Annotated in this window: 13 protein-coding genes; 4 read left to right on the forward strand and 9 right to left on the reverse strand. The window is 75.2% G+C overall.

Features of this window, described 5'->3' with window-relative positions:
• Positions 1 to 22 precede the first annotated feature (22 nt).
• Both FKD65_RS46205 and FKD65_RS07160 read right to left on the reverse strand, forming a co-directional pair.
• Complete coding sequence (locus FKD65_RS46205; protein ID WP_141576727.1) at positions 23 to 4,861, reverse strand: type I polyketide synthase; 4,839 nt, start codon at positions 4,859 to 4,861, stop codon at positions 23 to 25.
• 34 nt (positions 4,862 to 4,895) lie between these two features.
• On the reverse strand, positions 4,896 to 15,212 hold the full coding sequence (locus tag FKD65_RS07160; RefSeq protein WP_141576728.1) for a type I polyketide synthase: 10,317 nt from the start codon (positions 15,210 to 15,212) through the stop codon (positions 4,896 to 4,898).
• Between the two features lie 253 nt (positions 15,213 to 15,465).
• Between FKD65_RS07160 and FKD65_RS07165 the strand changes: the two genes are divergently transcribed.
• The 4 genes from FKD65_RS07165 to FKD65_RS07180 are packed head-to-tail and all read left to right on the forward strand — an operon-like array spanning position 15,466 to position 18,404.
• Positions 15,466 to 17,010, forward strand: a complete 1,545-nt coding sequence (locus tag FKD65_RS07165) for an acyl-CoA carboxylase subunit beta (RefSeq protein WP_141586504.1) — start codon at positions 15,466 to 15,468, stop codon at positions 17,008 to 17,010.
• Entirely contained in the window at positions 17,007 to 17,222 is a 216-nt protein-coding gene (locus tag FKD65_RS07170) for an acyl-CoA carboxylase epsilon subunit (protein WP_141576729.1), read from the forward strand. Before FKD65_RS07165 ends, FKD65_RS07170 begins: the two co-directional genes overlap by 4 nt.
• A 50-nt stretch (positions 17,223 to 17,272) precedes the next feature.
• On the forward strand, positions 17,273 to 18,046 hold the full coding sequence (locus tag FKD65_RS07175) for a thioesterase II family protein (RefSeq protein WP_141576730.1): 774 nt from the start codon (positions 17,273 to 17,275) through the stop codon (positions 18,044 to 18,046).
• A gap of 55 nt (positions 18,047 to 18,101) precedes the next feature.
• Positions 18,102 to 18,404 (forward strand): hypothetical protein, encoded by a 303-nt coding sequence (locus tag FKD65_RS07180; RefSeq protein WP_141576731.1) that lies wholly within the window; start codon positions 18,102 to 18,104, stop codon positions 18,402 to 18,404.
• Positions 18,405 to 18,513: 109 nt separating this feature from the next.
• Here the strand turns inward: FKD65_RS07180 and FKD65_RS07185 are convergent, their stop codons facing one another.
• From FKD65_RS07185 to FKD65_RS07215, 7 genes are all read right to left on the reverse strand, one after another.
• A complete protein-coding gene (locus FKD65_RS07185) occupies positions 18,514 to 19,671 on the reverse strand; it encodes a cytochrome P450 (RefSeq protein WP_141576732.1) in 1,158 nt (385 codons plus the stop codon).
• Positions 19,668 to 20,369, reverse strand: a complete 702-nt coding sequence (locus tag FKD65_RS07190; RefSeq protein WP_168220974.1) for a TcmI family type II polyketide cyclase — start codon at positions 20,367 to 20,369, stop codon at positions 19,668 to 19,670. The genes FKD65_RS07185 and FKD65_RS07190 overlap by 4 nt, the downstream gene beginning before the upstream one ends.
• 79 nt (positions 20,370 to 20,448) lie before the next feature.
• The gene (locus FKD65_RS46565) at positions 20,449 to 21,966 is read right to left on the reverse strand and encodes a methyltransferase (protein WP_205718580.1); all 1,518 of its coding nucleotides are present in this window, start codon (positions 21,964 to 21,966) and stop codon (positions 20,449 to 20,451) included.
• On the reverse strand, positions 21,963 to 22,238 hold the full coding sequence (locus FKD65_RS07200) for an acyl carrier protein (RefSeq protein WP_141576734.1): 276 nt from the start codon (positions 22,236 to 22,238) through the stop codon (positions 21,963 to 21,965). Before FKD65_RS07200 ends, FKD65_RS46565 begins: the two co-directional genes overlap by 4 nt.
• A gap of 1 nt (position 22,239) precedes the next feature.
• Positions 22,240 to 23,580 carry a beta-ketoacyl synthase N-terminal-like domain-containing protein gene (locus FKD65_RS07205; protein ID WP_141576735.1) on the reverse strand — a complete coding sequence of 447 codons (1,341 nt, stop codon included), beginning with the start codon at positions 23,578 to 23,580 and terminating at the stop codon, positions 22,240 to 22,242.
• Positions 23,577 to 24,860 carry a beta-ketoacyl synthase gene (locus tag FKD65_RS07210; RefSeq protein ID WP_141576736.1) on the reverse strand — a complete coding sequence of 428 codons (1,284 nt, stop codon included), beginning with the start codon at positions 24,858 to 24,860 and terminating at the stop codon, positions 23,577 to 23,579. The genes FKD65_RS07205 and FKD65_RS07210 overlap by 4 nt, the downstream gene beginning before the upstream one ends.
• The gene (locus tag FKD65_RS07215) at positions 24,857 to 25,345 is read right to left on the reverse strand and encodes a cupin domain-containing protein (protein ID WP_205718581.1); all 489 of its coding nucleotides are present in this window, start codon (positions 25,343 to 25,345) and stop codon (positions 24,857 to 24,859) included. Before FKD65_RS07215 ends, FKD65_RS07210 begins: the two co-directional genes overlap by 4 nt.
• Positions 25,346 to 25,958: the final 613 nt, after the last annotated feature.

Genomic DNA, 25,958 nt, shown 5'->3' on the forward strand with positions numbered 1-25,958 from the left:
CCGAAGGCCGGTCGCATGCCGGTCAGGAGAGCCTGAGCTCGTTGTCGATGAACTCGAAGACGTCCTCGGCCGAGGCCGCCTCCAGCCGGTCGCTCAGCCGCTGGCCGCCGCGGCCGTCCGCGGCCTCGTCGCCGTCGGCCTCGGACACGCGCGCGGCGAGGGCGTTCAGCCGCGCGGCCATCCGCCCGCGCTCGATCTCGCCGGGCGGCAGGGCCGCCAGGGAGGTCTCCAGCCGGTCCAGGTCGGCGAGGGCGGTCTGCACCGGGTCGCCCCCGTCTCCCCCGCAGAGCTCGCCGCGCAGGAACCCGGCGAGCGCGGCCGGGGTGGCGTGGTCGAACACCATGGTGCTCGGCAGCCTGCGGCCGGTCGCCGCGCTGAGCCTGGTCCGCAGGTCGACGGCCGCGACCGAGTCGAAGCCGAGGTCGTCGAAGGCGCGCGCGGTGTCCAGCCCCGCCGGGTCGTCGTATCCGAGCAGCTCCGCCACGTGCGAGCGCACCAGGTCCAGGAGCGCCCGGAGCTGGTCGGCCGGGTCCCGCCCGGCCAGTTCCGCGGCGAGCCGGGACGCTCCAGGGTCGGGCTCGTCCTCCCGCAGCGCCTCGCCGGCCTCGGGCAGGGCGTCGAGCAGCGGACGCGGCCGGGCCAGGGCGTAGGTCGGCGCGAACCGCGCCCAGTCGAAGTCGGCCACCACGGTCTGCGGCTCGCCGCCCCCGAAGGCCTGGGCGAACACCTCCGCCGCACGCTCCGGGGCCATGGGCGGCGTGCCGATCCGCCGGAGCATCCCCGCCAGGTCGGAGCCGACCATGCCCGCGTCCCAGGGGCCCCATGCCATCGCCTGCGCCGGGCGGCCCCGCGCCACGCGGTTCCGCACGAAGGCGTCGAGGAAGGCGTTGGCCGCGCCGTAGGCGGCCTGCCCGGAGCTGCCCCAGATCGCCGAGCCGGACGAGAACACCGTGAACGCGGTCAGCGGCCGGTCCCCGAGCAGCTCGTCCAGGTGGACCGCCCCGAGGACCTTCGCGTCGGCCGCGGCGGCGAAGTCCTCCGGCGCGAGCTCCGCGAGCGGCGCGATGCCCTGGGCCGCGCCCGCGGCGTGCACGACCGCGCCGAGCCCCCCGTCCCGGTCGATCTCGGCCAGCAGCCCGGCGAGGGCGTCGCGGTCGGTCACGTCGCAGGCCGCCACCGTGACCTCCGCCCCGAGCCCGCGCAGTTCCTCGGCGAGCTCGTCGGCGCCGGCCGCGTCCCGGCCGCGGCGTCCGGTGAGGACGAGCCGCCGCGCGCCGGCGGCCGCCAGCCGCCGCGCCACCGCCGCCCCGAGCCCGCCGGTGCCACCGGTGATCAATGTCGTGCCCGCCGGGACCCGTACCCCGGCGGCCGGTCCCCCGGCGGGACGGGCGCGCACCAACCGCCTGCCGAACAGCCCGCCGGGACGGACGGCCGCCTGGTCCTCGCCGGTACCGCCCGCCAGCAGCGCGCAGAGCCGCATCGCCGTGCCGGCGTCGATGTCGACCGCCGTGCCGGCGTCGATGCGGACCGCCGTGCCGGCGTCGAGGTCGGTGCCTCCGGGAGGCAGGTCGACCAGGCCGCCCCAGGTGTCGGGCTCGTCGAGCGCCAGGGTCGAGCCGACGCCCCAGACCGGCGACTGCCACGGGCTCGGCAGGTCGTCGTCCGGCTTGACGGCGACGGCACCCGACGTCGCGCACCACAGCCGTGCGCCGATCCCCGCGTCCGCGAGCGCCTGGGCGAGGGCGACCGTGGCCACGAGACCGCGCGTCAACGCCCGGTGCCCCGGGTGGCGGGTCTCGTCGAGCGCGAGCAGCGACAGGACGCCGGTGAAGGCCTCGCCCGCGTCGCCGCGTCCACGGAGGAGTCCTGCCAGTCGCGCGCGGTCGGCGTCGCCCGGTTCGAGGGTCTCCACCTGCGCGCCGTGGTCGATCAGAGCCTCGCAGATGGCAGGTGCGGCCGTTCCCTCCGGCAGGACGACCAGCCACCGGCCGTCCAGCCTCGCCCCCTCGGGGGCGGCGACCGGCCGCCACTCGATCCGGTAGCGCCAGGCGTCCAGGGATGCCTGCTCCTGGAGCCGTCCGCGCCATGCGGTGAGTGCCGGGAGCACCGACCCGAGCGCCCCTGGCTCGACGTCCAGCTGCGCGGCCAGCTCCGTGATGTCCGCGGAGTCGAGGACCGCCCAAAGGGAGCCGTCCTCCTGGCCGTCCGCCTTCTCGGCGGCGGAGGCCGGGACATGGTCGGTCCAGTAGGAGCGGCGCTGGAAGGCGTAGGTGGGCAGGTCGACGAGCTGGGCGCCGGTGCCCGCGTAGAAGGCCTCCCAGTCGACGGCCGTTCCGCGTGCCCATGCCTGCGCGAGGCCGGTGACGAGCTGCTCGGCCTCCGGGCGGTCGCGTCGCTGCAACGCGATGGCGCCGTCCTCGACCAGCGGGGTCAGGGCCGCGTCGGGACCGATCTCGATGAACGTGCCGACGCCCTGGCCGGACAGGTGCTCGATCGCGTCCCCGAATCGGACGGTGCCGCGCACCTGACGCACCCAGTACCGCGGCCCGAAGTCGTCGCTTGGCCGCCCCGTCCCGTTCGAGACGATCGGGATCCGCGGAGCGCGGAAGTCCAGCCCGCCGATCGCCTCGGCGAAGGCCTCCAGCATCGGCTCCATCAGGTGCGAATGGAACGCGTGCGACACCTGGAGACGCCGGGTCTTGGCACCGGACGCCTCGGCCGCCTTCACGACCGCGTCCACGTCACCCGACAGCACCACCGCACGCGGGCCGTTCACCGCCGCGACCTCGACGCCATCGGTGAACAGCGGCCGGATCTCCTCTTCCGATGCCTGGACCGCGACCATCGCCCCGCCCGAAGGCAGCTCCTGCATCAACCGGGCACGCGTCCGCACCAACACGCACGCGTCCTCAAGCGACAACACCCCAGCCACATGAGCCGCCGCGATCTCGCCCACCGAATGCCCCACCAGGAAATCCGGCACGACTCCCCAGGACTCGAGCAACCGGAACAGCGCCACCTCGAACGCGAACAACCCCATCTGCGTCCAGAACGTCTCCGTCAAACGACCGAGGTCATCACCCCACACCACCTCACGCACCGGCTCATCCAGCGCCCCGCAGAGCTCATCGAAGGCCGACGCGAACACCGGAAACGCCTCATACAGCTCCCGGCCCATCCCCAACCGCTGCGAACCCTGACCCGAGAACAGGAACGCGAGCGGGCCGCCGGACGCCGCCGTGCCGGGGGCCTCGTCGAGTGCCAGAGCGCGAAGCCCTGCCGTGAGCTGGGACAGGTCGTCGCCGACGACGGCGGCGCGGCGGTCCAGCGCCGCCCGCGACACGGCCAGCGAATAGCCGACGTCGACCGGCCGCGCGCCGGGCTCGGCTTCCAGGCGGTCGGCGAGCCGGCCCGCCTGCGCGGCGAGCGCGGCGGCGTCCCTGCCGGACACCGGCCAGACGACCGGCGCCGGCGGTGTCCCGAGGTCCTGCCGGGCGGGCTCCTCGACGGTGGGGGCCTCTTCGAGGATGAGATGGGCGTTGGTGCCGCTCAGCCCGAACGAGGAGATCGCGGCCCTGCGGGGACGGCCGGTCCGCGGCCAGGCGACCGGCTCGGTGAGCAGCCGGACGTCGCCCGCCGTCCAGTCGACGTTCGGCGTGGGCTCGTCCACGTGCAGCGTGCGCGGCAGCAGCCCGTGCCGCATGGCCCCGACCATCTTGGCGATTCCCGCGACGCCCGCGACGGCCTGGGTGTGCCCGATGTTGGACTTCACCGACCCGAGCCACAGCGGCCGGTCGCCGGGGCGGTCCCGGCCGTAGGTCGCGAGGAGGGCCTGCGCCTCGATCGGGTCGCCGAGCGTGGTGCCGGTCCCGTGGGCCTCCACCGCGTCGACCTCGCCCGCGCTCAGCCCGGCGTCGGCCAGGGCCTGCCCGATCACCCGCTGCTGCGACGGGCCGTTCGGAGCGGTCAGCCCGTTGGACGCGCCGTCCTGGTTCACCGCCGAGCCGCGCACCACCGCGAGCACGGGGTGGCCGTTGCGCCGGGCGTCGGACAGCCGCTCGACGAGCAGCATGGCGACGCCCTCGCCCCAGGCGGTCCCGTCGGCCGCCGCCGCGAACGACTTGCACCTGCCGTCCGGGGCGAGGCCCCGGTCCTGGCTGAACCCGACGAAGGCGACCGGGCCGGACATGATCGTCGCTCCGCCGACCAGCGCGAGCGCGCACTCTCCGGCGCGGAGCGCCTGGATCGCCCAGTGCAGCGCCACCAGCGCCGAGGAGCAGGCCGTGTCGACCGTCACCGCGGGCCCTTCGAGGCCGAGGGTGTAGGCGATCCGCCCGGACGCGACGCTGGCCAGCCCGCCCGTGCCGCCGCCGGACGGGTAGTCGTGGTAGACCACTCCGACGAAGACGCCGGTCCGGGAGCCGCGCAGCGAGTGCGGGTCGATGCGGGCGGCCTCGATCGCCTCCCAGGACGTCTCCAGGAGCAGCCGCTGCTGCGGGTCGGTCTCCTTGGCCTCGCGCGGGCTGATCCGGAAGAAGTCGGCGTCGAAGCGGTCGGCGTCGTGCAGGAAGCCGCCCTCGCGGCAGTAGGTCCGGCCGGGCGTCGCCGGTGCCGGGTCGTAGAGGCCGTCCAGATCCCAGCCGCGGTTCTCGGGGAACCCGGTGATCGCGTCGCCGCCGGCGGCGACCAGGTCCCAGAACCGCTCGGGGGTGTCGACGCCGCCGGGGAACCGGCAGCCCATCGAGACGATGGCGATCGGCTCGTGGTGCCGCGCCTCGCTCTCGGCCAGCCGCCGCCGGGTCTGCTTCAGCTCGGCGGTCGCGCGCCTGAGGTACTCGCGCAGCCTGTCGTTGGTCTCCATCGCCCCCACACCTCGCTGGTGGCCCGGCCTCCGGTCAGGAGGCTCCGAGTTCGTCGTCAAGCGCCCTGAACAACTCGTCGTCGGTGGCGGTCGCGAAGCCCTCGACGTCCTCCGCGCCTCCGGGGCGGACCGCGCCGCCGTCCGCCCCGGCGCCGGACTCGATGCGCAGCCTGCGGAGCACCGCCTCCAGACGTGCCGCGATCCGGTCCCGTCCCTGCGGGGAGTCCGGGAACCCGCGCAGCGCGGCGTCGAGCCGCTCGACCTCGGCGAGCACGGGTGCGGCGGGGTCGGCCTCCGCCGGGGCGAGCGACTCGGCGAGGAACAGCGCCGTCGCCCGCGCCGTCGGCCGGTCGAAGACCAGCGTCGCGGGCAGCGCGAGCCCGGTCGCCGCGCCGAGCCGCCTGCGCAGCTCCACCGCCGCCAGCGAGTCGAAGCCGAGTTCCTGGAACGCCCGGTCGGGTTCGACCGGGTCGGCGGACGCGTGTCCGAGAACGGCGGCGACGTGCGTGCGCACCAGGTCGAGGAGGGCGCGTTCCCGCTCCCCCGCGGAGAGCTTCGCCAGACCGTCGCGCAGCGACCTGCCGTCCGGCGTCCGGGCGCCCCGCACCCGGACGGCCTCCCGCAGCTTCGCCGGAACCAGCTCCGGCAGGGAGCGCAGCACCGTCGTGTCGAGGCGGATCGGCAGCAGCGCCGGCTCCCCGGTCCGCATGGCCCGGTCGAACAGCTCCAGCCCTTCGGGGACGGTCAAGGCGGGCACCCCCGCGCGCCGCATCCGCTCCCGGAAGGCGGCGTCCTCGCCCGCCCGGGCCTCCCACGGGCCGAACGCGAGCGTCGTCGCGGGGAGGCCCGCCGCGCGCCTGGACACGGCGAGCGCCTCCGCGAAGACCGCCGAGGCCGCGCCGTCCGCCTGCCCCAGCCCGTGCATCACCCCGGCCGAGGAGGACACCGCGACGAACGCCGCGAGCGAGAGTCCTCTCGTCTGCTCGTGGAGGCACCAGAGCCCTGCTCGCTCCCCGCCGGTGTGGACCACGCCGACGAGGGGCTGTTCGGGCGGGACGCCCTTGAGCACCGTCGCGACCGCGTCCGGGTCGGTGAGGTCGCAGTAGGCCACCGCCACCTCGGCGTCCAGGCCGGACGGTGCCTGGAGGTCCCCGGTCCCCACCAGCAGCAGGCGGGTGACGCCGTGCCTCTCCGCGAGGTGTTCGGCCAGGGCGGCGCCCGTCCCGGGGTCGTCGCCTGCTATCAGCACTGTGCCGGGCCGGGGCCACGCCTCGGGCGGCCCGAGCCGTTCGCTCGCGGGGGCGAGGCGCGGCACGAGAACGCGCCCGCCGCGGACGGCGGCCTCGTCCTCCTCCAACGCGAGGGCCGCCGCCAGCACCTCGCGGGGCACTGCGGGATCGTCCAGGTCGAGAAGCCCGAACCGGCCCGGGTGCTCGGCCGCGGCCGCCCGGACGAGCCCCCACACGGGAGCGGACGCGATGTCGACGGGCCCGCCTTCGGGGGCGACCGCGTTCCGGGTGACGAACACCAGCCTCGACGCGGAGGTGTCCTCGGCCGCGAGCCGGTCGCGCAGCAAGGACGCCGTCCTCTCCAGCACGGCCCCGACCGCGTCCGGGACCTCCCCGGCGGGAGGCGTGACCGGCACCAGGACCGGACCGGAGTCGTCGTCGTTCGCCGGGATGTCGTGGCCGAACCAGTCTGCTCCGTGCACGGTCCATCCGGTCGCGGCCGGCTCGGCGGTGACCGGGACCCAGTCCAGGCGGAGCAGCGAGCCCTGCCGGACACCGGCGAGGGACGCCAGCTCGTCCGCCGACACGGGACGCGACTCGACCGACTCGGCCCGCAGCACCGGCCTGCCCATCTCGTCGAAGGCCGCCAAGGCTGGGCCGTCGCCGCCAGGGGCGCGCGTGAGGCTCACTCGCAGCGTCGTGGGCACAGAGCCTTCGATCGTCAGGTTCCGCCAGTTCGTGGCCAGGTTCGCGCCGGTCCGGCCGTCCATGGCCCACAGCGGCTGGAGTGCCGCGTCCAGCAGGGCCGGGTGGAACACGAACCCCTCGGCGCCGAGGTCGGCGGGCAGCGCGACCTCCACGTGCAGGTCGTCCCCGGACCGCCAGACGGCTTCGACGCCTTGGAACGCGGGACCGCGCCCGTGGCCGGCGCCCGGCAGCCGGCCGTACACGTCGGACGGATCGACGGCGGTCGAGCCGGGCGGGGGCCAGTTCCGCAGGACGGGCACGGGAGCGGCGGGACCGGCGTCCGTCAGGGCCCCCTCCGCGTTGGGGGTCCAGGGCCCGTCCGTCCCTTCCGCCCGGGAGTGGACGCGCACGGCGCGGTCACCGGTCGTCGGGTCGGGCGCCGAGACGGTCACCCGCACCACGACCGCCGTGTCCTCCGGGCACGGCAGCGGCGACCCCACCTCGAACGACCTCAGTCCGGTAGCGCCCGCCTGCTCGCCCGCGTAGAGCGCCATCTCGACCAGTCCGGTCTCGGCGAACATGACGGTCCCGTGGACGTCGCGGTCCGCGAGCCAGGGCTGCGCGGTCGTGGACAGGCGCCCGGTCAGGACGATCTCGTCGGTCCCCGGAAGGCCGATCATCGCGCGCAGGATCGGATGGCCCGTCCGTTCCAGCCCGACGCCCGCGAGATCCGCGCCGGCCTCGGGCATCAGCCAGTAGCTCTGGTGCTGGAAGGCGTAGGTGGGCAGGTCGACCAGCCGCGCGCCGGTGCCGTCGAAGAACGCCTCCCAGTCGACGGCGGTCCCTTGCGCCCACGCCTGCGCGACACCCGCGACCAGGCGCTCGCCTTCACCGCGATCGCGCCGCAGCAACGCGATGGCGCCGTCCTCGACCATCGGGGTCAGGGCCGCGTCCGGGCCGACCTCGATGAACGTGCCGACACCCTGGCCGGACAGATACTCGATCGCGTCCCCGAACCGGACGGTGCCACGCACCTGACGCACCCAATACTCCGGACCCAAGTCGCTTTCGGCTTGTCCTGTGAGGTTGGAGATCACCGGGATCTGCGGAGCGTGGAAGTCCAGTTCGCCGATCGCCTCGGCGAAGGCGTCCAGCATCGGCTCCATCAGGTGCGAGTGGAAGGCGTGCGAGACCTGGAGACGCCGGGTCTTGGCGCCGGACGCCTCGGCCGCCTTCAGCACCGCGTCCACGTCACCCGACAGCACCACCGCACGCGGCCCGTTCACCGCCGCGACCTCCACACCATCGGCCAACCGCCGCCGGATCTCCTCTTCGGAGGCCTGCACCGCCACCATCGCCCCACCCGAAGGCAACTCCTGCATCAACCGCGCACGCGTCCGCACCAACACGCACGCGTCCTCAAGCGACAGGACACCCGCGATATGCGCGGCCGCGATCTCGCCCACCGAATGCCCCACCAGGAAATCCGGCACGACACCCCAGGACTCGAGCAACCGGAACAGCGCCACCTCGAACGCGAACAACCCCGTCTGCGTCCAGAACGTCTCCGACAAACGACCGGCGCCATCACCCCACACCACCTCACGCACCGGCTCACCCAGCCCACCGCAGACCTCATCGAAGGCCGACGCGAACACCGGAAACGCCTCATACAGCTCCCGGCCCATCCCCAACCGCTGCGACCCCTGACCCGAGAACAGCAACGCGGTCTTTCCGTTCCCGGCTCGGAGGCCCGAGGTGGTGGTCCGGAGAGCGGTCAGGAGCCCGTCGCGATCATCCGCCGCGATCGCCGCCCGGTGCTCGAAGGGGGTCCTCGCGGCGAGCGAGTACGCGACGTCGAGGAGCGAGGCGTCCACGGCGTCCGCGAGCCGCGCGGCCTGCGCGGCGAGCGCCGGGCCGCTCCGCGCCGACAGCAGGAACGGAAGCGCCGGAAGCCTCCGGGGTTCTGCCGTACCGGCCCGCGGCCGCTCCTCAGCGGACTCCTCGATGACGACGTGGGCGTTCGTCCCGCTGATCCCGAACGACGACACCCCCGCACGACGCGGGCGACCGTCCACCGGCCACTCCCGCGCCTCGGTCAGCAGCCGCACCGCGCCCGACGTCCAGTCCACCATCGGCGACGGCTCGTCGATGTGCAACGACCGGGGCAGCACCCCGTGCCGCAGCGCCTGAACCATCTTGATCACCCCGGCCACGCCCGCCGCCGCCTGCGTGTGCCCCAGATTCGACTTCACCGACCCGAGCCACAGCGGACGGTCCTCCGGCCGCCCCTGCCCGTACGTCGCGAGCAGCGCCTGCGCCTCGATCGGGTCGCCCAGCCGCGTCCCCGTCCCGTGGGCCTCGACCGCGTCCACCTCGGACGCGTCCAGACCGGCGTTCGCCAGCGCCCGGCCGATGACCCGCTGCTGCGAGGGACCGTTCGGCGCCGTCAGCCCGTTCGACGCGCCGTCCTGGTTCACCGCCGAACCCCGCACCACCGCCAGCACCCGATGCCCGTGACGCCGAGCGTCCGACAGCCGCTCCAGCAGCAGCATCCCTACGCCTTCGGAGAGGCCTGTGCCGTCGGCCGAAGCGGCGAACGACCGGCACCGCCCGTCCCCGGCGAGCCCGCGCTGGTGGCTGAAGTACTTCAGCACTTCCGTGGTGGCCATGACCGTCGCGCCGCCCGCCAGGGCCAGCGAGCACTCCCCCGACCGCAGCGCCTGCGCCGCCAGATGCAGCGCCACCAGCGACGACGAGCACGCCGTGTCCACCGTCACCGCAGGCCCTTCCAGGCCGTAGGTGTAGGCGATGAGACCGGAGGCGATCGCGCCCGCCGCGCTGCCGTTGGGGTAGCCGGAGTGCATCATCCCGGCGAACACGCCGGTCGGGCTGCCCTTGAGGGAGGAGGGCCGGATCCCTGCCCTTTCGAGGAGCTCCCAGGACGTCTCCAGGAGGAGACGCTGCTGGGGGTCCATCTGCGCCGCGTCGTTCGGGCCGATCCCGAAGAAGCCGGGGTCGAAGTCGGCGGCGCCGCCGAGGAACCCGCCGGAGCGGGTGCAGATCCGGCCCGCCTTCCCGGGCTCGGGGTCGTAGAGCGCGTCGGCGTCCCAGCCCCGCCCGGCGGGCAGGCCGCCGATCACGTCGCGGCCCTCGGCGAGGACGCGCCAGAGCGCCTCGGGCGAGTCGATGCCGCCGGGGAACCGGCAGGCCGTCGCGACGATGGCGATCGGCTCGCCGTCCACGGCCGGACCGGCGCTCGCCGGGACCGCGCGCGGCGCGGCGGCGGTGCGGCCCGCGGCGAGGCGTTCGCGCAGGTGCCCGGCGACCGCCCGGGCGGTCGGGTAGTCGAAGACCAGCGTGGCGGGCAGCCGCTCCCCGGTCACCGCCGCGAGGTCGTTGCGCAGTTCGAGGGCGGTGAGGGAGTCGAAGCCGAGGTCCTGGAAGGCGCGGTCGGCCGGGACGCCGTCGGCGGAGGCGTGCCCGAGGACGGCGGCGACGCGCGTCCGGACCAGGTCGGCCAGCAGCGCGTCCCCCTCGGTCTCGGAGAGGGATGCCAGCCTCCGGCGCAGGGTCTCGGCGGCGTCGCCGCCCGTCGCGGCGGCGCGCCTGCGCGTCCCGCCGAGCAGGCCCCGGAGCAGCGGGTGCGGCTCGGCCGCGTCGGCCGCGAGGGCGCGCAGGTCCAGGCCCATCGGCAGCAGCAGCGCGGCGTCCACGGTCGCGGCCGCGTCGAACAGGGCGAGGCCCCGTTCGGGGGTGAGGGCGACCAGTCCGGAGCGGCGCAGGCGCGCGCCGTCGGCCTCGGTCATGGCGGCCGTCATGCCGCTGGCGCCCTCCCACATGCCCCAGGCGAGCGACTGCGCGGGCAGCCCCGCCGCCCGCCGGTGGGCGGCGAGACCGTCCAGGAGCGTGTTGGCGGCGGCGTAGTTGCCCTGCCCGGCGTTGCCGAGGACGCCCGCCTCGGAGGAGAACAGCACGAACGCCGTCAGGTCCAGGTCACGCGTGAGTTCATGCAGGTGGAGTGCCGCGTCGGCCTTGGGGCGCAGCACCGCGGCCATCCGCTCGGGGGTCAGCGAACCGATCACGCCGTCGGCGAGCGCTCCGGCGGTGTGGACGACGCCCCGCAGCGGGTGCTCGCCGTCGATCCCGGCGAGCAGCGCGGCGAGGGCGTCGCGGTCGCCCACGTCGCACACCGCGATCACGGCCTCCGCGCCCGCCTCGGCCAGCTCCGCGCGCAGCCGGTCGGCGTCCCCGGCCGCGGGCGGCCGGTGCGCGGTGAGCAGCAGCCGCCGCACGCCGTGCCGCCCGGCGAGGTGGCGGGCGGCGAGGCGGCCGAGCATGCCCGTGCCCCCCGTCACCAGGACGGTCCCGTCCGGGTCGAACACCGTCGCCGGAGGCCCGGCGGCGTCCGGCCCGCGCATCGGCACGCGGGCGAGCCTCGCCCGGTGCGGGACGCCCGCGCGCCACACCACCTGCGGCTCGCCCGTCGCGAGCAGCTCCGCCGCGTCCACGTCGGCGAAGGCGTCCACGTCGGCGAGCACGATCCGGCCCGGGTTCTCCCGCTGCGCGGCGCGGACCAGGCCCCAGACGGCGGCGCCGCCGAGGTCGTCCACCCGCTCCCCGGGCAGCGCCACCGCGCCGCTGGTCGCCACGACCAGCCTGCCGCCGGCGAACCGGTCCTGCTCCGACCACTCCCGCAGGACGGTGAGCACGCGGTCGACGGCGTCGTGGACGGCGGCGACGTCGTTGCCGCCGGTCACCTCCAGCACGACCGCGTCGGCGGCCTCCCCTGCGGCGGGCGTCCCGGCGATCGGCGACCACTCGACGGCGTAGAGCGAGTCGTGGAACGCCGCGCCGCCCGTCGCGAGCCGGTCGGGCGACACGGGCCGGGAGGCGGTCCTCTGGACGACCAGGACGGGAGCGCCCGTGCCGTCCGCCGCCTCGATCGTCGCCGCGTCGGAGGCGCCCCGGGTGATCCGCACCCGCAGTTCGGCCGCCCCGGACGCGTGCAGGGTGATCCCGGAGAAGGCGAACGGAAGCCGGGTCTCCCGGTCGTCGCCGGCCAGGAGCGCGGCGTGGGCGGCGGCGTCCAGCAGGGCGGGGTGCAGGCCGAACCGCTCGGCGTCCGCCCTCACCCCCTCCGGAAGCGCGACCTCGGCGAAGACCTCGTCGCCGCGCAGCCACGCGGCCCGCAGACCCCGGAAGGCCGGGCCGTAGTCGTACCCGCGCGCGCCGAGGACCTCGTAGGCGTCGCGGACGTCCATCGGGCTCGCGCCGGCCGGGGGCCACTGCGCGAGGTCGAAGCCGGGGGCCGCGGCGCCGGGCGCCAGGCGGCCCTCGGCACTCAGCGTCCACGGCGCGTCCGGCTCGTCGGGACGGGCGTGGACGGTGACCGGGCGGCCCCCGGACCCGTCCCGGCCGCCCACCGCGACCTGGACCTGGAGGCCGCCGCGCTCGGGCAGGACGAGCGGCGCCCGCAGCGTCAGCTCCTCCAGCGTCTCGCAGCCCACCTGGTCGCCCGCGCACACCGCCATCTCCAGCAGCGCCGTCGCCGGGACCAGGACCTTCCCGAAGGCCCCGTGGTCGCCGAGCCAGGGATGGGCCGCACGCGACAGCCGTGCGGTGAGCACCACACCGGCGCCGTCGGCGAGAGGGACGGCGGTACCGAGCAGCGGATGGGACAGCGGTGTCTGGCCGAGCGCGGACGGATCCGCCGCGCCCGAGGCCGCCTCGGCCCAGTACCGGCGGTGCTGGAAGGCGTAGGTCGGCAGGTCGGCGAGGCCCGCTCCGGTCCCGGCGTAGTGGACGGACCAGTCCACCGGCGCCCCGGCGGCCCAGGCCTCGGCGAGCGAGGCCGCGAACCGGCGCGGGCCGCCGTCCTCGCGCAGGATCGACCCGACCAGCGCCGCGCCGGTCTCGACGTCCTCGAGCGTCTCGGCCAGGCCCGGCCGCAGGATCGGGTGCGGGCCGCACTCCACGAAGATGTCGAAGCCGTCGGCGAGCAGCGCCCGCGTCGCCGCCTCGAACTCCACGGGGTGGCGGAGGTTGCGGTACCAGTACGAGGCGTCCAGCTCCTCGCCCGGGAGCATCCCGCCGGTGAGCGTCGAGTAGAACGGGACGCTCCCGGCCCGCGGGGCGATGCCCGCGAGCAGCTCCGCCAGCTCGCCCTCCAGGCTCTCGACCTGGGCGGAGTGGGCCGCGAAATCGACGCCCGGCACGGCCCAGCGCATCACCCCCGCCTTCGCCAGATCGGTCACGAACGAGCGCAGCGCTCCGGGCTCGCCGGAGACGACGACCGATCTCGGGCCGTTCACGGCCGCCACCGAGATCAGGTCCGGATAGGGCTCCAGGTACTCCCGGACGCGCTCGACGGGCTGGACCACCGAGACCATGCCGCCCCCGCCGGTCAGCCTCCGCAACGCCCGGCTGCGGAGCGCGACGATCCGCGCGCCGTCCTCCAGCGACAGCACGCCGGCGACGACCGCGGCCGCGACCTCGCCCTGCGAGTGCCCCACCACCGCCGAAGGCTCGACCCCGCGCGACCGCCACAGGGCGGCGAGGGAGACCATCACGGCCCACAGCACCGGCTGGAGCACGTCCACCCGCTCGAGGTCGGGTGCGTCCGGCGCTCCGCGGAGCACCTCCAGCAGGTCCCAGTCCACGAAGGGCCCGAGCGCCCTGGCGCATTCGTCGATGCGCTCGGCGAAGCGGGGCTCGGCGTCCAGGAGCCCGACGGCCATCCCCGGCCACTGCGAGCCCTGCCCGGGGAAGACGAACGCCGCCTTGCGGCTGGGGGTGCACGCGCCGGTCACGGCGTTCGCATCGCGCTCGCCCTCCGCCACGCTCGCCAACGCGGCCAGGAAGTCGTCGCGGTCGGCGCCCAGCACGACGGCGCGGTGGTTCAGCGCCGCCCGACCAGTGAGCAGCGTGTGCCCGATGTCCAGGAGGCTCTCGTCCGGGCGCTCGGCGGTGAAGTCCCGGAGCCGCCGCGCCTGGTCCCGCAGGGCTTCGGCCGTCTTCGCGGACAGGACCCAGGGAAGCGGCGGCGCGGCGGTCCGCGCCGCCTCGGGAGCCGGCTCGGCCGGGGCCTCCTCCAGGATCACGTGGGCGTTCGTCCCGGACGCGCCGAACGAGGACACTCCCGCCCGGCGCGGTCCGCTCCCGCCGGGCCACGGGCGTGCTTCGGCCAGCAGCCGGACACTGCCCGCCGTCCAGTCGACGTTCGGGGTCGGCTCGTCCACGTGCAGGGTGCGCGGGAGCGTTCCGTGCCGCATCGCCATGGCCATCTTGATGATCCCGGCGACGCCCGCGGCGGCCTGGGTGTGCGCGAGGTTGGACTTGACGGACCCGAGCCACAGCGGCCGCCCCTCCGGCCGGTCCCGGCCGTAGGCGGCGAGCAGCGCCTGCGCCTCGATCGGGTCGCCGAGGGTCGTGCCCGTGCCGTGCGCCTCCACGGCGTCGACGCTCGCGGGCGCCAGCCCCGCGTCGGCGAGCGCGCGCCGGATCACCCGCTGCTGCGCGGGGCCGTTCGGGGCGGTGAGGCTGCTGCTCGCGCCGTCCTGGTTGGTGGCGATGCCCCGGACGACGGCGAGCACCGGATGCCCGTGGCGGCGGGCGTCCGACAGCCGCTCGACCAGCAGCAGGCCGGCGCCCTCGGCCCAGCCCGCCCCGTCCGCGGCCGCCGCGAAGGACTTGCAGCGGCCGTCGGGCGCGAGGCCCCGCTGCCCGCTGAACTGCACGAACATGTGCATCGTGCCCATGACCGCGACGCCGCCCGCCAGCGCCATCGAGCACTCCCCCGACCGCAGCGCCCGCACCGCGAGGTGCAGCGCCACCAGCGACGACGAGCACGCGGTGTCGACCGTCAACGCCGGCCCCTCCAGGCCGAGGGTGTAGGCGATGCGGCCCGAGGCGACCGAGCCGACGTTGGAGTTGTCGACGTAGTCGTGGTACATCATCCCGACGAACACGCCGGTGGGGCTGCCCTTCACCGACGTGGGGTCGATGCCCGCCCGCTCGAAGGCCTCCCAGGCGACCTCCAGCAGGAGCCGCTGCTGGGGATCGGTCTCGACGGCCTCCCGCGGCGAGATCCCGAAGAACCCGGCGTCGAAGTCGCCGGCGCCGTCGAGGAAGCCGCCGTGGCGCACGTAGGTCCGGCCGGCCCGGCCGGGCTCAGGGTCGTAGACGGATTCCAGGTCCCAGCCCCGGTCGGCGGGGAACGGGCCGACCGCGTCGCCGCCCTCGTCCAGGAGCCTCCACAGGTCCTCCGGAGAGTTCACCCCTCCCGGGTAGCGGCAGGCCATTCCCACGATCGCGATCGGCTCGCCGTCGCGGCCGGGGCCCAGCCGTTCCAGTTCGGCGATGCGCGCCCGGGACTCCCGGAGGTCGCTCGTCGCCCGCCGGAGGTACTGGAGAAGGCGCTTCTCGTTGTCCATCGACGACCTTTCCCCGGAACCACAAGAAACCGGGGGAAACGCTAACCACGCCTCTGACCGGCACCAACCCCAGAGCTGGGGGTCCGGGACGAATAGGGGGTGGGGAGGCGGGCTTAGGGGACGCCGGCACTCCGACTCCGGGCACGGTCCGGCTCTAATCGGTGGAGGGAGGCGAGGAAGAGTGACCACTGCCGAGCACACCATCACCGGCCGGGAGGACGACGGCGACGGCGCGCGGCGGCGCGCGGGCGACATGCGCGCCCGCGTCGCCGAGCTGCTGGCGGCCCGCGAGGAGGCCGTGGCCGGCCCGTCGGCGCGCGCGACGCGCGCCCAGCACGAGCGGGGCAGGCTGACCGTCCGGGAGCGCCTCGACCTGCTGTTCGACCCCGGCACGTTCACCGAGGTGGAGCAGCTCAGGCGGCACCAGTCCACCGGTTTCGGCCTGGAGGACCGCAGGCCCGCCACCGACGGGGTCGTCACCGGCTGGGGCGAGGTGGGCGGCCGCACCGTCTTCGCCTACGCCCACGACTTCCGCGTCTTCGGCGGCTCGCTGGGCCGCGCGCACGCCGAGAAGATCCACAAGATCATGGACCTGGCCGAGTCCGCGGGGGCCCCGCTGGTCGGGCTCAGCGACGGCGCCGGCGCGCGGATCCAGGAGGGCGTCACGGCGCTCGCCGGCTACGGCGGCATCTTCCGGCGCAACGTGCGCGCGTCCGGGGTCATCCCCCAGATCAGCGTGATCCTCGGCCCCTGCGCGGGCGGCGCAGCCTACTCGCCGGCGCTGACCGACGTCGTCTTCATGGTCCGCGGGATCTCGCAGATGTACGTCACCGGCCCGGACGTGGTGCAAGCGGTCACCGGCGAGACCATGACGCACGAGGGGCTCGGCGGCGCGCAGGTGCACGGGGCGGTGTCGGGCGCGGCGTCGGTCGTCTGCGACGACGAGGCCGAATGCCTCCAGGAGGTGCGGTACCTGCTGTCGCTGCTGCCGTCCAACAACCGCGAGCTGCCGCCCGTCGCCGCGACCGGCGACCCGCCCGACCGGCGCTGCGAGGCCCTGCTGGACCTGGTCCCCACCGAGACCGGCCGGTCCTACGACATGCGCGCGGTGATCGAGGAGGTCGTCGACCGCGGGGAGCTGTTCGAGCTGCACGCCTCGTGGGCGACGAACGTGCTGTGCGTGCTCGCCAGGCTCGACGGCCACGTGGTGGGCGTCGTCGCCAACCAGCCGCTCAGCATGGCGGGGGCGCTGGACATCCACGCCTCGGAGAAGGCCGCGCGGTTCGTCCAGATGTGCGACGCGTTCAGCATCCCCATCGTCACCCTCGTGGACGTGCCCGGCTTCCTGCCCGGCACGCGGCAGGAGCACGGCGGGATCATCCGGCACGGGGCGAAGCTGCTGTACGCCTACTGCGACGCGACCGTCCCGCGCGTCCAGGTGATCCTCCGCAAGGCCTACGGCGGCGCGTACATCGTCATGGACTCCCGTTCGATCGGCTGCGACCTGTCGCTCGCCTGGCCCACCAACGAGATCGCCGTCATGGGCGCGGAGGGCGCGGCGAACGTGGTGTTCCGCCGGGAGATCGCCGCCGCGCCCGACCCCGAGGCCGCCAGGGCCCAGCGCGTCAAGCAGTACCGCGAGGAGCTGATCCACCCCTACTACGCCGCCGAGCGCGGTCTCGTGGACGACGTCATCGACCCCGCCGACACGAGGGCGGCGCTGGTGCGGGCGCTGGCGATGCTCCGCGCCAAGCACGCGGCGCTGCCGTCGCGCAAGCACGGGAACCCGCCGACGTGACCGCGCAGGAGGGCGGCCCCTGGTTCACCGTCGTGCGGGGCGCGCTCGACGACGACGGGATCGCCGCGCTCGCGGCCGTGCTGCGGGCCCGGGCACAGGCGGCGGGTCGCGCCGCACCCGCCGGCGACGCGCGGGACGCCCGCCGGCTCGGCGTCCGCCGCCACCGCCCGGCCGGGGCATGGACGTCGAGGCCGCGCTGGCCGGAAGGCTGACACCCGCCGGCCGGAAGGCCGGGACCCGCCGCCGAACCGAAAGGACACCGATGGCCGAGAGCACCTGGATACGCCGTTTCCACCCCGCGGACGGCGCGCCGACACGACTGGTCTGCCTGCCCCACGCGGGCGGCGCCGCCTCCTACTTCTTCCCGGTCTCCCGGCGGCTCTCGCCGGGAGTGGACGTGCTGGCCGTCCAGTACCCGGGCAGGCAGGACCGGCGCGCCGAACCGCCCGTCGACGACCTGCACGGGCTCGCCGACCTCGTCGCGGCGGAACTCCTCCCCTGGTCGCGGCGGCCGCTGGCCCTGTTCGGCCACAGCATGGGGGCGACGCTGGCCTTCGAGGTCGCGGCCCGGCTGGAGGGGGAGGGCGCGGTCCCGGCCGCGGTGCTCGCGTCCGGGCGGCGCTCCCCCACCCGCCACCGGGACGAGCGCGTGCATCTGGCCGACGACGCGCGGCTGATCGCCGACCTGCGGCGGCTCAGCGGGACCAGCGCCGAGATGCTCGACGACGACGAGGTACTGCGCATGATCCTGCCGGCCGTCCGGGCGGACTACCGCGCCGCCGAGACCTACCGGAGGCGCCCCGGCACGGTGCTCTCCTGCCCGGTGGTCGCGCTCACCGGGGACGACGACCCGCAGGTCACCCGCGAGGAGGCGGCGGCCTGGCGCGAGTGCACGACCGGCGGCTTCCGGCTGGAGATCTTCCCCGGCGGCCACTTCTACCTGAACGACCACGCCGAAGCGCTCATCGGCCTGATCAGCGAGCTCCTCGCCGCGCCGGAGAGAATAGGGGTCGCCGCCCCGGCCCCCCGCGCCTAGCTTTGACGGCGAGGCATTGACACGCGTGATGACAGGCTACGGCCGAGGAGTTGATATGAAGGCGGACGGGACGTGGCGGCTCGCCATCGGGACACCCGTGGGCAAGCAGTACGGCAACCTCACCCTGCGCACCGACGGCAAGATCCTGGACGGCAGGTTCCAGGACGACGACGGCGACATCGACTCCGAACTGTTCGAGGGCTCCGTGGACGGGACCGAGCTGACCTGGAAGTTCAAGATCACCAAGCCGGTCAAGATGACCCTGACCTTCTGGACGACGCTCGCGGACGACGCGATGAGCGGCAAGGTCAAGACCGGCGTGTTCGGGAAGTTCGCCGTCACCGGCACCCGGGTCTGAGGCTCCCGCCCTCCGCGGGCCAGCCCCAAGGCACCCCGCCTCCGCGCCGCCCCCGTCGCGGAGGCGGGCTCCTCGCGCCCGCGCCGTTTCCGGCGCGGGCGCGATCTCCTCACCAGGTCACGGGCAGTTCCAGGGGGCCGTGGAAGAGCGAGTCCGCCCGCCACTCCACCGCAGCCGGAGCGACGGCCAGGCGCAGATCGGGGAAGCGCCGCGCCAGGGCGCCGAGGGCCGCCCGCATCTCGGTCCGGGCGAGGTGGGATCCGATGCAGAAGTGCGGGCCGTGACCGAAGGTCAGGTGCCTGTTGTCGGGGCGCCCGAGGTCCGTCACCTCCGGGTCGGTGAACACGGCGGGATCGCGGTTGGCCGCGACCGCCGACACCGCGACCACGCTCCCCGCCGGGATCGCCACACCGCCCACCTCCACGTCCCGGAGGGCGAGGCGCGGGGTGGGGACCGGCACCGACGGCACCGTCCGCAGCAGCTCCTCGACCGCCGGCTCCACCAGCCCTGGGTCGCGCCGGAGCGCGGCGTACATCCCCGGGTCGGCCAGCAGGGCGTGCAGGCATCGGCCGAGCTGGTTCATCGTGGGCCCGTGCCCGGCGATCAGCAGGGTGACCGCGAGGCCGACCAGCTCCCGCTCGGTGATCCGCTCCTCCCGGTCGCGCGCCGACACCATCTCGCTGAGCAGGTCGTCAGCGGGCTCGGCGCGTCTGGCCGCGACGAGCCCGACCATGTAGCCGTAGATCTCCGCGCGCACCCGGTCGATCTCCTGCTGGGTGCGGCCCCGCACCGCCACGATCGTCTCGGCCCAGGCGCGGAAGGGCGCGCGGTCCTCCAGCGGGACGCCGAGCAGCTCGCAGATGTCGGTGAGCGGCAGCGGCGCGCACAGCGCCTGGACCAGGTCGGCCGGCGGCCCGCCCGCGGCCATCTCGTCCAGGAGCCCGTCGACGGCGGTCGCGATGCCCTCCCGCATGGACTCGACGCGGCGCCGGGTGAACGCCCGGGCGACCACCCGCCGGAGCCGGGTGTGCTCGGGCGGGTCCATGTCGAACAGGACCCTGCCGGCGCCGACCGGGTCGTCGCCCGGGTCGGCGGCCGTGCGGGGGAGGAACGACGCGGCGCTGCTGAACGCCGGGTCGGACAGCACGTGCTGCGCCTCGGCCGCCCGGGTCACCACGTACCCGATGTCGCCCGTCGGCATCCGCACGCGCGCGACCGGTCCGGGCGTGCGGACCTCACTGATCGGCGGCGGTGTCGCGGGGGTCATCGCTCCTGCCGCCCCCCGGCCGTCGCCTCGGTGGTCCGGTCTTCGGACGGGCTGCCGGGGCCGCAGTGGATGTGCGTGCGGGTCGCGCGGACGGTGGCGTCCAGGTCGCGGAACACGGCGACGACCGCCCGGTGCCCGGGCGACTCGATGAAGCTCCTGTGGGCCGTCTCGTCGATCCAGTCGCTGACCAGGTGGTAGGCGCCGGGGTCCGCGAGGTCGCGCGAGAGCGACTGCGAAACGAACCCGGGGTGCCGTTCGGCGGCGGCCGAGACCCGGGGCCAGGTCCGCTCGAACTCGGCGCCGCGCGCCTCGTCCACGCGGATCTCCAGCAGCAGCCGGTACGTGGCGCGGGGCCGGTCGTCGGACCAGTGGTAGAACTCCTCGGCCCTTGCCTGGCGCATCGACGGACACTCCTCGTCGTACGGGACGAGCAGCGTCGCGAGCCTGGCGTCGATCTCGCGGAACAGCGGGTCGCCGGCGGCGGCGTAGAGCGCGTCCTCGAACGACGCGTCGCCTTCCACCAGGTGGATGTACAGGTCGTGGTAGGTCAGCAGGGTACGGCGCGTGACGCCGATACGGCGCGGCAGGTCGGTCCGGTCGTGCTCGCGGAACGCCGCCGCCACGGCGTCCCGGGCACCGGGCGCGATCTTCCGGACCATGAGCGCGCGGTGGGTCGGGGCCGGGGCGTACGGGAGCATGCTCGTCCTCCTTGGCATCGGGGACCGGCGGGCGCCGGCCGGTGGCGCCGAGTCGTCGGCGAGGGCGCGGGACGGCCGGTCAGGCGGCCTCCTCCGGGCGGCATTCCAGAACGGTCCAGGGACCCTCGGCCGGACGGCCGGCCAGGCCGAACCCGCACCCCGCCAGCAGCCGCCGCCACTCCCCCAGCCGCCGCTCCCGCCCTCCGAACAGCACGAGCATGTCGAGGTCGAGGAACTTGGCGTGGTCCCACCCGTTCCCCTCCGCCACCACGTGCTCGACGATGAACAGCCGCGCCTCGCGGCGGTCTCCGATGGCCTCGCGCACGGCGGTCAGCAGCTCGGCGGCCCGCTCGTCCGGCCAGTTGTGCAGGACGGCCTTGAGCACGTACGCGTCGCAGTCGTCCGGCAGCCGGTCGGTGAACAGGTCGCCGGCGACCTTCTCGACGCGCTCGGCGACCCCCTGCGCCTCGAGCACCTCCGCCGCGGCCTTGACCACGGCCGGCCGTTCGAACAGCACGCCCGTCGCGTCCGGCGCCCGCCGCAGCGCCGCCGCGAGGAAGTGGCCCCGCCCGCCGCCGAGGTCGGCGATCCGGCCGAACCGCTCGGGCGCGACGACGTCCAGGTGCCGGTCGGTCTCCCAGCGGCCGAGCGTGGTCATGGTGCGGTCGAAGTGCGCGCCGTCCTCGGGGTTGTCCTCGAAATAGCGCCAGATGTCGGAGCCCAGCGTGGGGACCGTCGCGGGCTCGCCGGTGCGGACGCTGTGCGCCAGCGCCCCGAACGGCTCGGTCACGAACGACCGGGAACTGTGCAGGACCAGCGGCAGCAGGCTGCGGGGGTCGTCGGCGCGCAGCCCGTCGGCCAGCGGGGTGCCGGCGAACCGCCCGTCCGGCTCCTCCGCCATGATCCCCACGGAGGCGGCGCAGCGCAGCAGCCGGTAGAGCGCGTCCGGCCGGGTGCCGGTCGCCGCGGCCAGGTCGGCGACCGTACGCGGCCCGGAGGCGATCAGATCCGCGACCCCCAGCTCCGCCAGCGTGCTCACCACCGCGGCCAGCCGCATCCCGCACGTCAGGTAGAGCAGGCGCTGCGCGTGCAGGTCGCCGGGCCCGCTCCCGCCGGACCCGCCGCCCGTGCCCGCGCCGTTCGCGCCGGCGCGGGCACGGCCCTCCAGGACCGCCTTGATGTGCGCCATCTGCTCGACGGTGCCGCGGTTGATGCGGTCGCGCATCGCGTCCTCGCTGATCGGCGAGTCCGGCTTCATCGCGAACTCCTGCGTCCACCGCATCAGCACGCCCGCCGCCTGCTGGCGGTACTCCCAGCGGATGTTCATGAACGCGAACGGCCCCGTCTCCAGCCGGTGGGCGCGGACGGTGCGCGTCCGCGGGTCGGGGGTGCGCCGCGACACCCACGACCAGACCCTGCCCTGCTCGTCCGGGTGGGTGGTGAGCCGGAACGTCACCGAGGCGCCGTCCCGTTCGAGGATCTCCGCGGCGGAGTACTCGGTGAACAGCTGCGGCCACCCCGCCACGTCGTTGGTGTGCTCCCACACGAGGTCCATGGGGGCGTCCACCAGGATGTGGTTGTCGGTGCACGCGGTCACAGCACCTCCCCCTCGGCGGCCGCGGCGCGGTTGAGGCGGCGCAGCATCTCCGCCGGGGTCCCCAGGTCGAACGCCGCGTCCTCGTCGAGTTCCAGGCCGAAGCGCTCGGCCAGCCGCGCGGAGACCTCCATCAGCGCGACGGAGTCGTAGCCGAGGTCGGTGAACGCCCGGTCGGCGATGTCGCCGCCGAGGTCGACGCCGTCGGTCTCGCCCGCGCAGTCGCGCAGCACGCTCACCAGGTCGGTCAGGGATATCGGGCCGTCAGGGGCCATCTCAGCTCCAGTGCTCGGTTCCGGAAGGGGCACGGGACGCGCGGCGATCGCCTGCCCCGGCGGCCTGCCCGCCCGCGGAGGGGTCCACGGGCGGGCAGGCGGCCAGGACGAGGGCGCTGTTGAACCCGCCCTCGCCGCGCGCGAGGATCAGCGCGTGCTCGATGCGGGCGGGCCGCGGCCGCCCGGTGACCAGGTCGAGCCCGTAGGACGGGTCGGGCCGGACGTCGGCGGTCGGCGGGATCAGCCCGTCGCGCATGGCCAGCAGGCAGGTCGCGACGTCGACGGCGGCGCCGCCCGCCGCCATCCGCCCGGTCATCGCCTTGGGCGCCGTCACCGGCACGCCGCCGGCGCCGAACAGGCCGGTGAGCGCCTCGGCCTCGACGCGGTCGCGCGCCGGGCTGCCCGCCGCGTCCGCGAAGACGACGTCGACGCGCTCCGGGGCCAGGCCCGCGTCGGCGAGCGCGAGCGCCGCGGCCTTGCGCAGCGTCGCCGGGCGCCCCGATCCGGGGGGCGGGTCCATCGTCGCGGCGTATCCGGCGATCCGCCCGTAGCGGTGGCGGGCCCCGCGGGCGCGGGCGCGGTCCTCGCGCTCCACGACGATGACCGCTCCGCCCTCGGCGATCACATGCCCGGAGGCGTCGGCGGCGAACGGCCGGTAGGCGGTCGCCGGGTCCGCGCCCGCGGACAGGTGCGGAGCGGCCGGCGCGCCGCGCCCGGCCGCCATCGCGGTCATCGCGTAGGAGCACAGCGGGGCCTCGAACCCGCCGGTCAGGACTCCGTGGGCTCCCTTGCGCAGTACGCGTCCGGCCTGCCCGATCGCGTCCAGCGCCCCGGCCTGGCCGCTGACCAGGACGCCGCACGGGCCGCGCAGCCCGTGCCGGATGGAGACCTGGCCGGTGTTGACCGCGTAGAACCAGGCGTACGACTGGTACGCGCTGACCTTCTTCGGCCCCGTCGACCACAGCTTGCGGAGCTCGTTCTCGCCGAACTCGAACCCGCCCGCCGAGTTGGACAGCACGACGCCGTAGCGCATCGAGTCCTCCGCGGACGGAGACAGCCCCGAGTCGGCGAGCGCCCAGTCGGCGGCGGTCAGGGCCAGCTGGGTGAGGCGGTCGGTCTGCGGCAGCAGCCGCCCGGGCAGGTGGTCGCCCGGGACGAAACCGGGGACCTCGCCGGACAGCCGCAGCGGGTACCCGCCCGGGTCGAACCGGGTGATGGGGCCGAGCGCGACGCGTCCGGCGAGCGTCGCGGCCCAGTGCCGCTCGGTGCCGAGGCCGCTCGGCGACACCACGCCGAGCCCGGTGACGACCGCCGCGTCCGCGGGCCCCGAGGCCCCGGTCATCCCGGCCACCGTCCGGGGGCGCTGAGCACCATCGCGCTCTGGAAGCCGCCGAACCCGCTGCCGACCGTGAGCACCGTGTCGACCCGCTGCTCCCGCGCCGTCAGCGGGACGTAGTCCAGGTCGCATTCGGGATCGCGATGCCGCAGGTTCGCGGTGGGCGGGACCAGGTCGTGCTCGATCGCCAGCGCGCACGCCGCCGCCTCGATCGCGCCGATCGCGCCGAGGGAGTGGCCCACCACCGACTTGATGGAGCTGACCGGCACCCGGTGGGCGTGCTCCGCGCCGAGCCCGAGCTTGAAGGCGGCCGTCTCGTGCCTGTCGTTCTGCCTGGTCCCCGACCCGTGCGCGTTGACGTAGTCGACGCCGCCGGGCGGGACGCCCGCCTCGTCCAGCGCGGCCCTGATCGCCGCCGCCATCTCCGCCCCGTCGGGCCGCAGCCCGGTCATGTGGTAGGCGTTGCAGCGGGACGCGAAGCCGCGGATCTCCGCGTGGACGTGCGCCCCCCGCGCGCGGGCCGCTTCGGGGTCCTCCAGCACCAGCATCGCCGCGCCCTCGCCGAGCACGAACCCCGCCCGGGTCGCGTCGAAGGGGCGGCAGGCGCGCTCGGGGTCGTCGTTGTCGGGGGAGGTCGCCCGGATCGCGTCGAAGCAGGCCACGGTGATCGGGGAGATGGGGGCCTCGCACGCCCCCGCCAGCACCACGTCCGCGGCGCGCTCGCGGATGAGCTCCACCCCGTGCGCGACGGCGTCCAGCCCGGAGGTGCATCCGGTCGACACCATGCAGGCGGGCCCCTCCGCGCCGACGTCCCAGGCCACCTCCCGGACCAGGGACGACGGGACGAGGTAGTCGGGCAGGTGCGGCGACCCGTACGACGGGTCCACCACGGGGAGGCGGCCGCTGTCGCTGACCACGCTGTACTCGCGTTCGAGCGAGACGGTGCAGCCGACCGCGCTGCCGACGACCACGGCGGTGCGGGCCGGGTCGAGGTCACCGGGGCCGAGCCCGCAGGCCCCCAGGGCCTCGCGCGCGGTGACGACGGCGAACTGCGCGGCGCGGTCCATCCGGCGCCGCTGCCGGGGCGTCAGCCCGTGCCTGCCGGCGTCGAAGTCGATCTCCGCCGCCACCTGGGAGCGGTACGGCCCCGGATCGAACGCGGTGATGGTGCGGAAGGCGGGCTTGCCGCCCGTGACGGTCTGCCAGAAGCCGTCCGTGCCCGGAGCGCCCGGTGTCAGGACCCCGATCCCGGTGATCGCGACGGGGCGGGCCGAGCACGCGCTCATGCCGGCTCCCGCGCGCTGGCGGCGGACGGCACCGTCTCCCCCGGCGGCTCCGCGATTCGCGACGGCTGCGCGTCCACCGACGGCGGCGGCCCGTCGCCGGGCGGCTCCGCGGTCTCCACATGCCCCATCTCCGGACTCGGTGCCAGCGGCCCGAGGAACAGCACGGCCGTCACCGTCCGCTCGCCGCGGTTCTCGTACCGGTGCCGGGCGCCCCTCCGGATCAGCAGCGACTCCCGGGCGTCCACGGTCTGCTCGGCGTCGTTGACGGCGACGGTGAGCCGCCCGGAGGAGACGTAGACGTGCTCATCGGTGTACGGGTGGTAGTGCTCGCTGACACGTTCGCCCGGCTCCAGCTCGAGGAGCGCCATGAAGCCCGCCGTCGTCCGGGCCGTGCCGGGCGACAGGAGCACCCGGACGGTGCCGCCGAACCGGTGGTTCGGCACGACGTCGCAGGCACCGACCTTGACGGCTTCGAGAGCGGTCACGTCGCCTCGCCCCGCCTTCTGGTCAGGATCGGGCCGGCGGCGGAGCGCGGGTCGAGGGCGCCGGGGGTGAGGGTGGGGATCATCGAAGGTCGCGTCCTTCCTGGCCGGCCTGGCTCCGGTCGCCCTGCTCGGCTGCTGGAGGCGGCCGATCGGCCGCCGCGGGTCGGGGGCGCCGCCTTCCCGCTTCCAGGGGCCGGGCGGACACTCTTCTTATAGCCAGGAATTGACGATCAATTACTGGACGCAGGTAGATTGTTTGAAGAGGCGAAAACGCAGATCTTCCGAAACTGACCCGAGTGCGCCGCAAAGCCGCCGCCGACCCCTAAAAGGGCGTTTGATTTGAGTCGATTACTCCGTATGCCCGAGCTAGGAGCACCGCCGACCGAACGCGGTTCGCCGGTCACGCGGCGGTCGAGGACCATCGATCAGAGCGTCCGCAATCATCCTCGTGAGCTGGCAGGAAGGACATGTGTGCCGCGCCCGGACTCGACGGAACACGGTCCATTCTCCATAACATTCCACAAAATTCGGCCGATCCGATATCAAGGGGCGCGTCCGGGGCGAGACGGCTGGATCATCGAAGACAGAGATTGTTTCTCGCTCAATTACCGCG

The sequence above is a fragment of the Actinomadura sp. WMMA1423 genome (genome assembly GCF_006547145.1).
GTDB lineage: Bacteria > Actinomycetota > Actinomycetes > Streptosporangiales > Streptosporangiaceae > Spirillospora.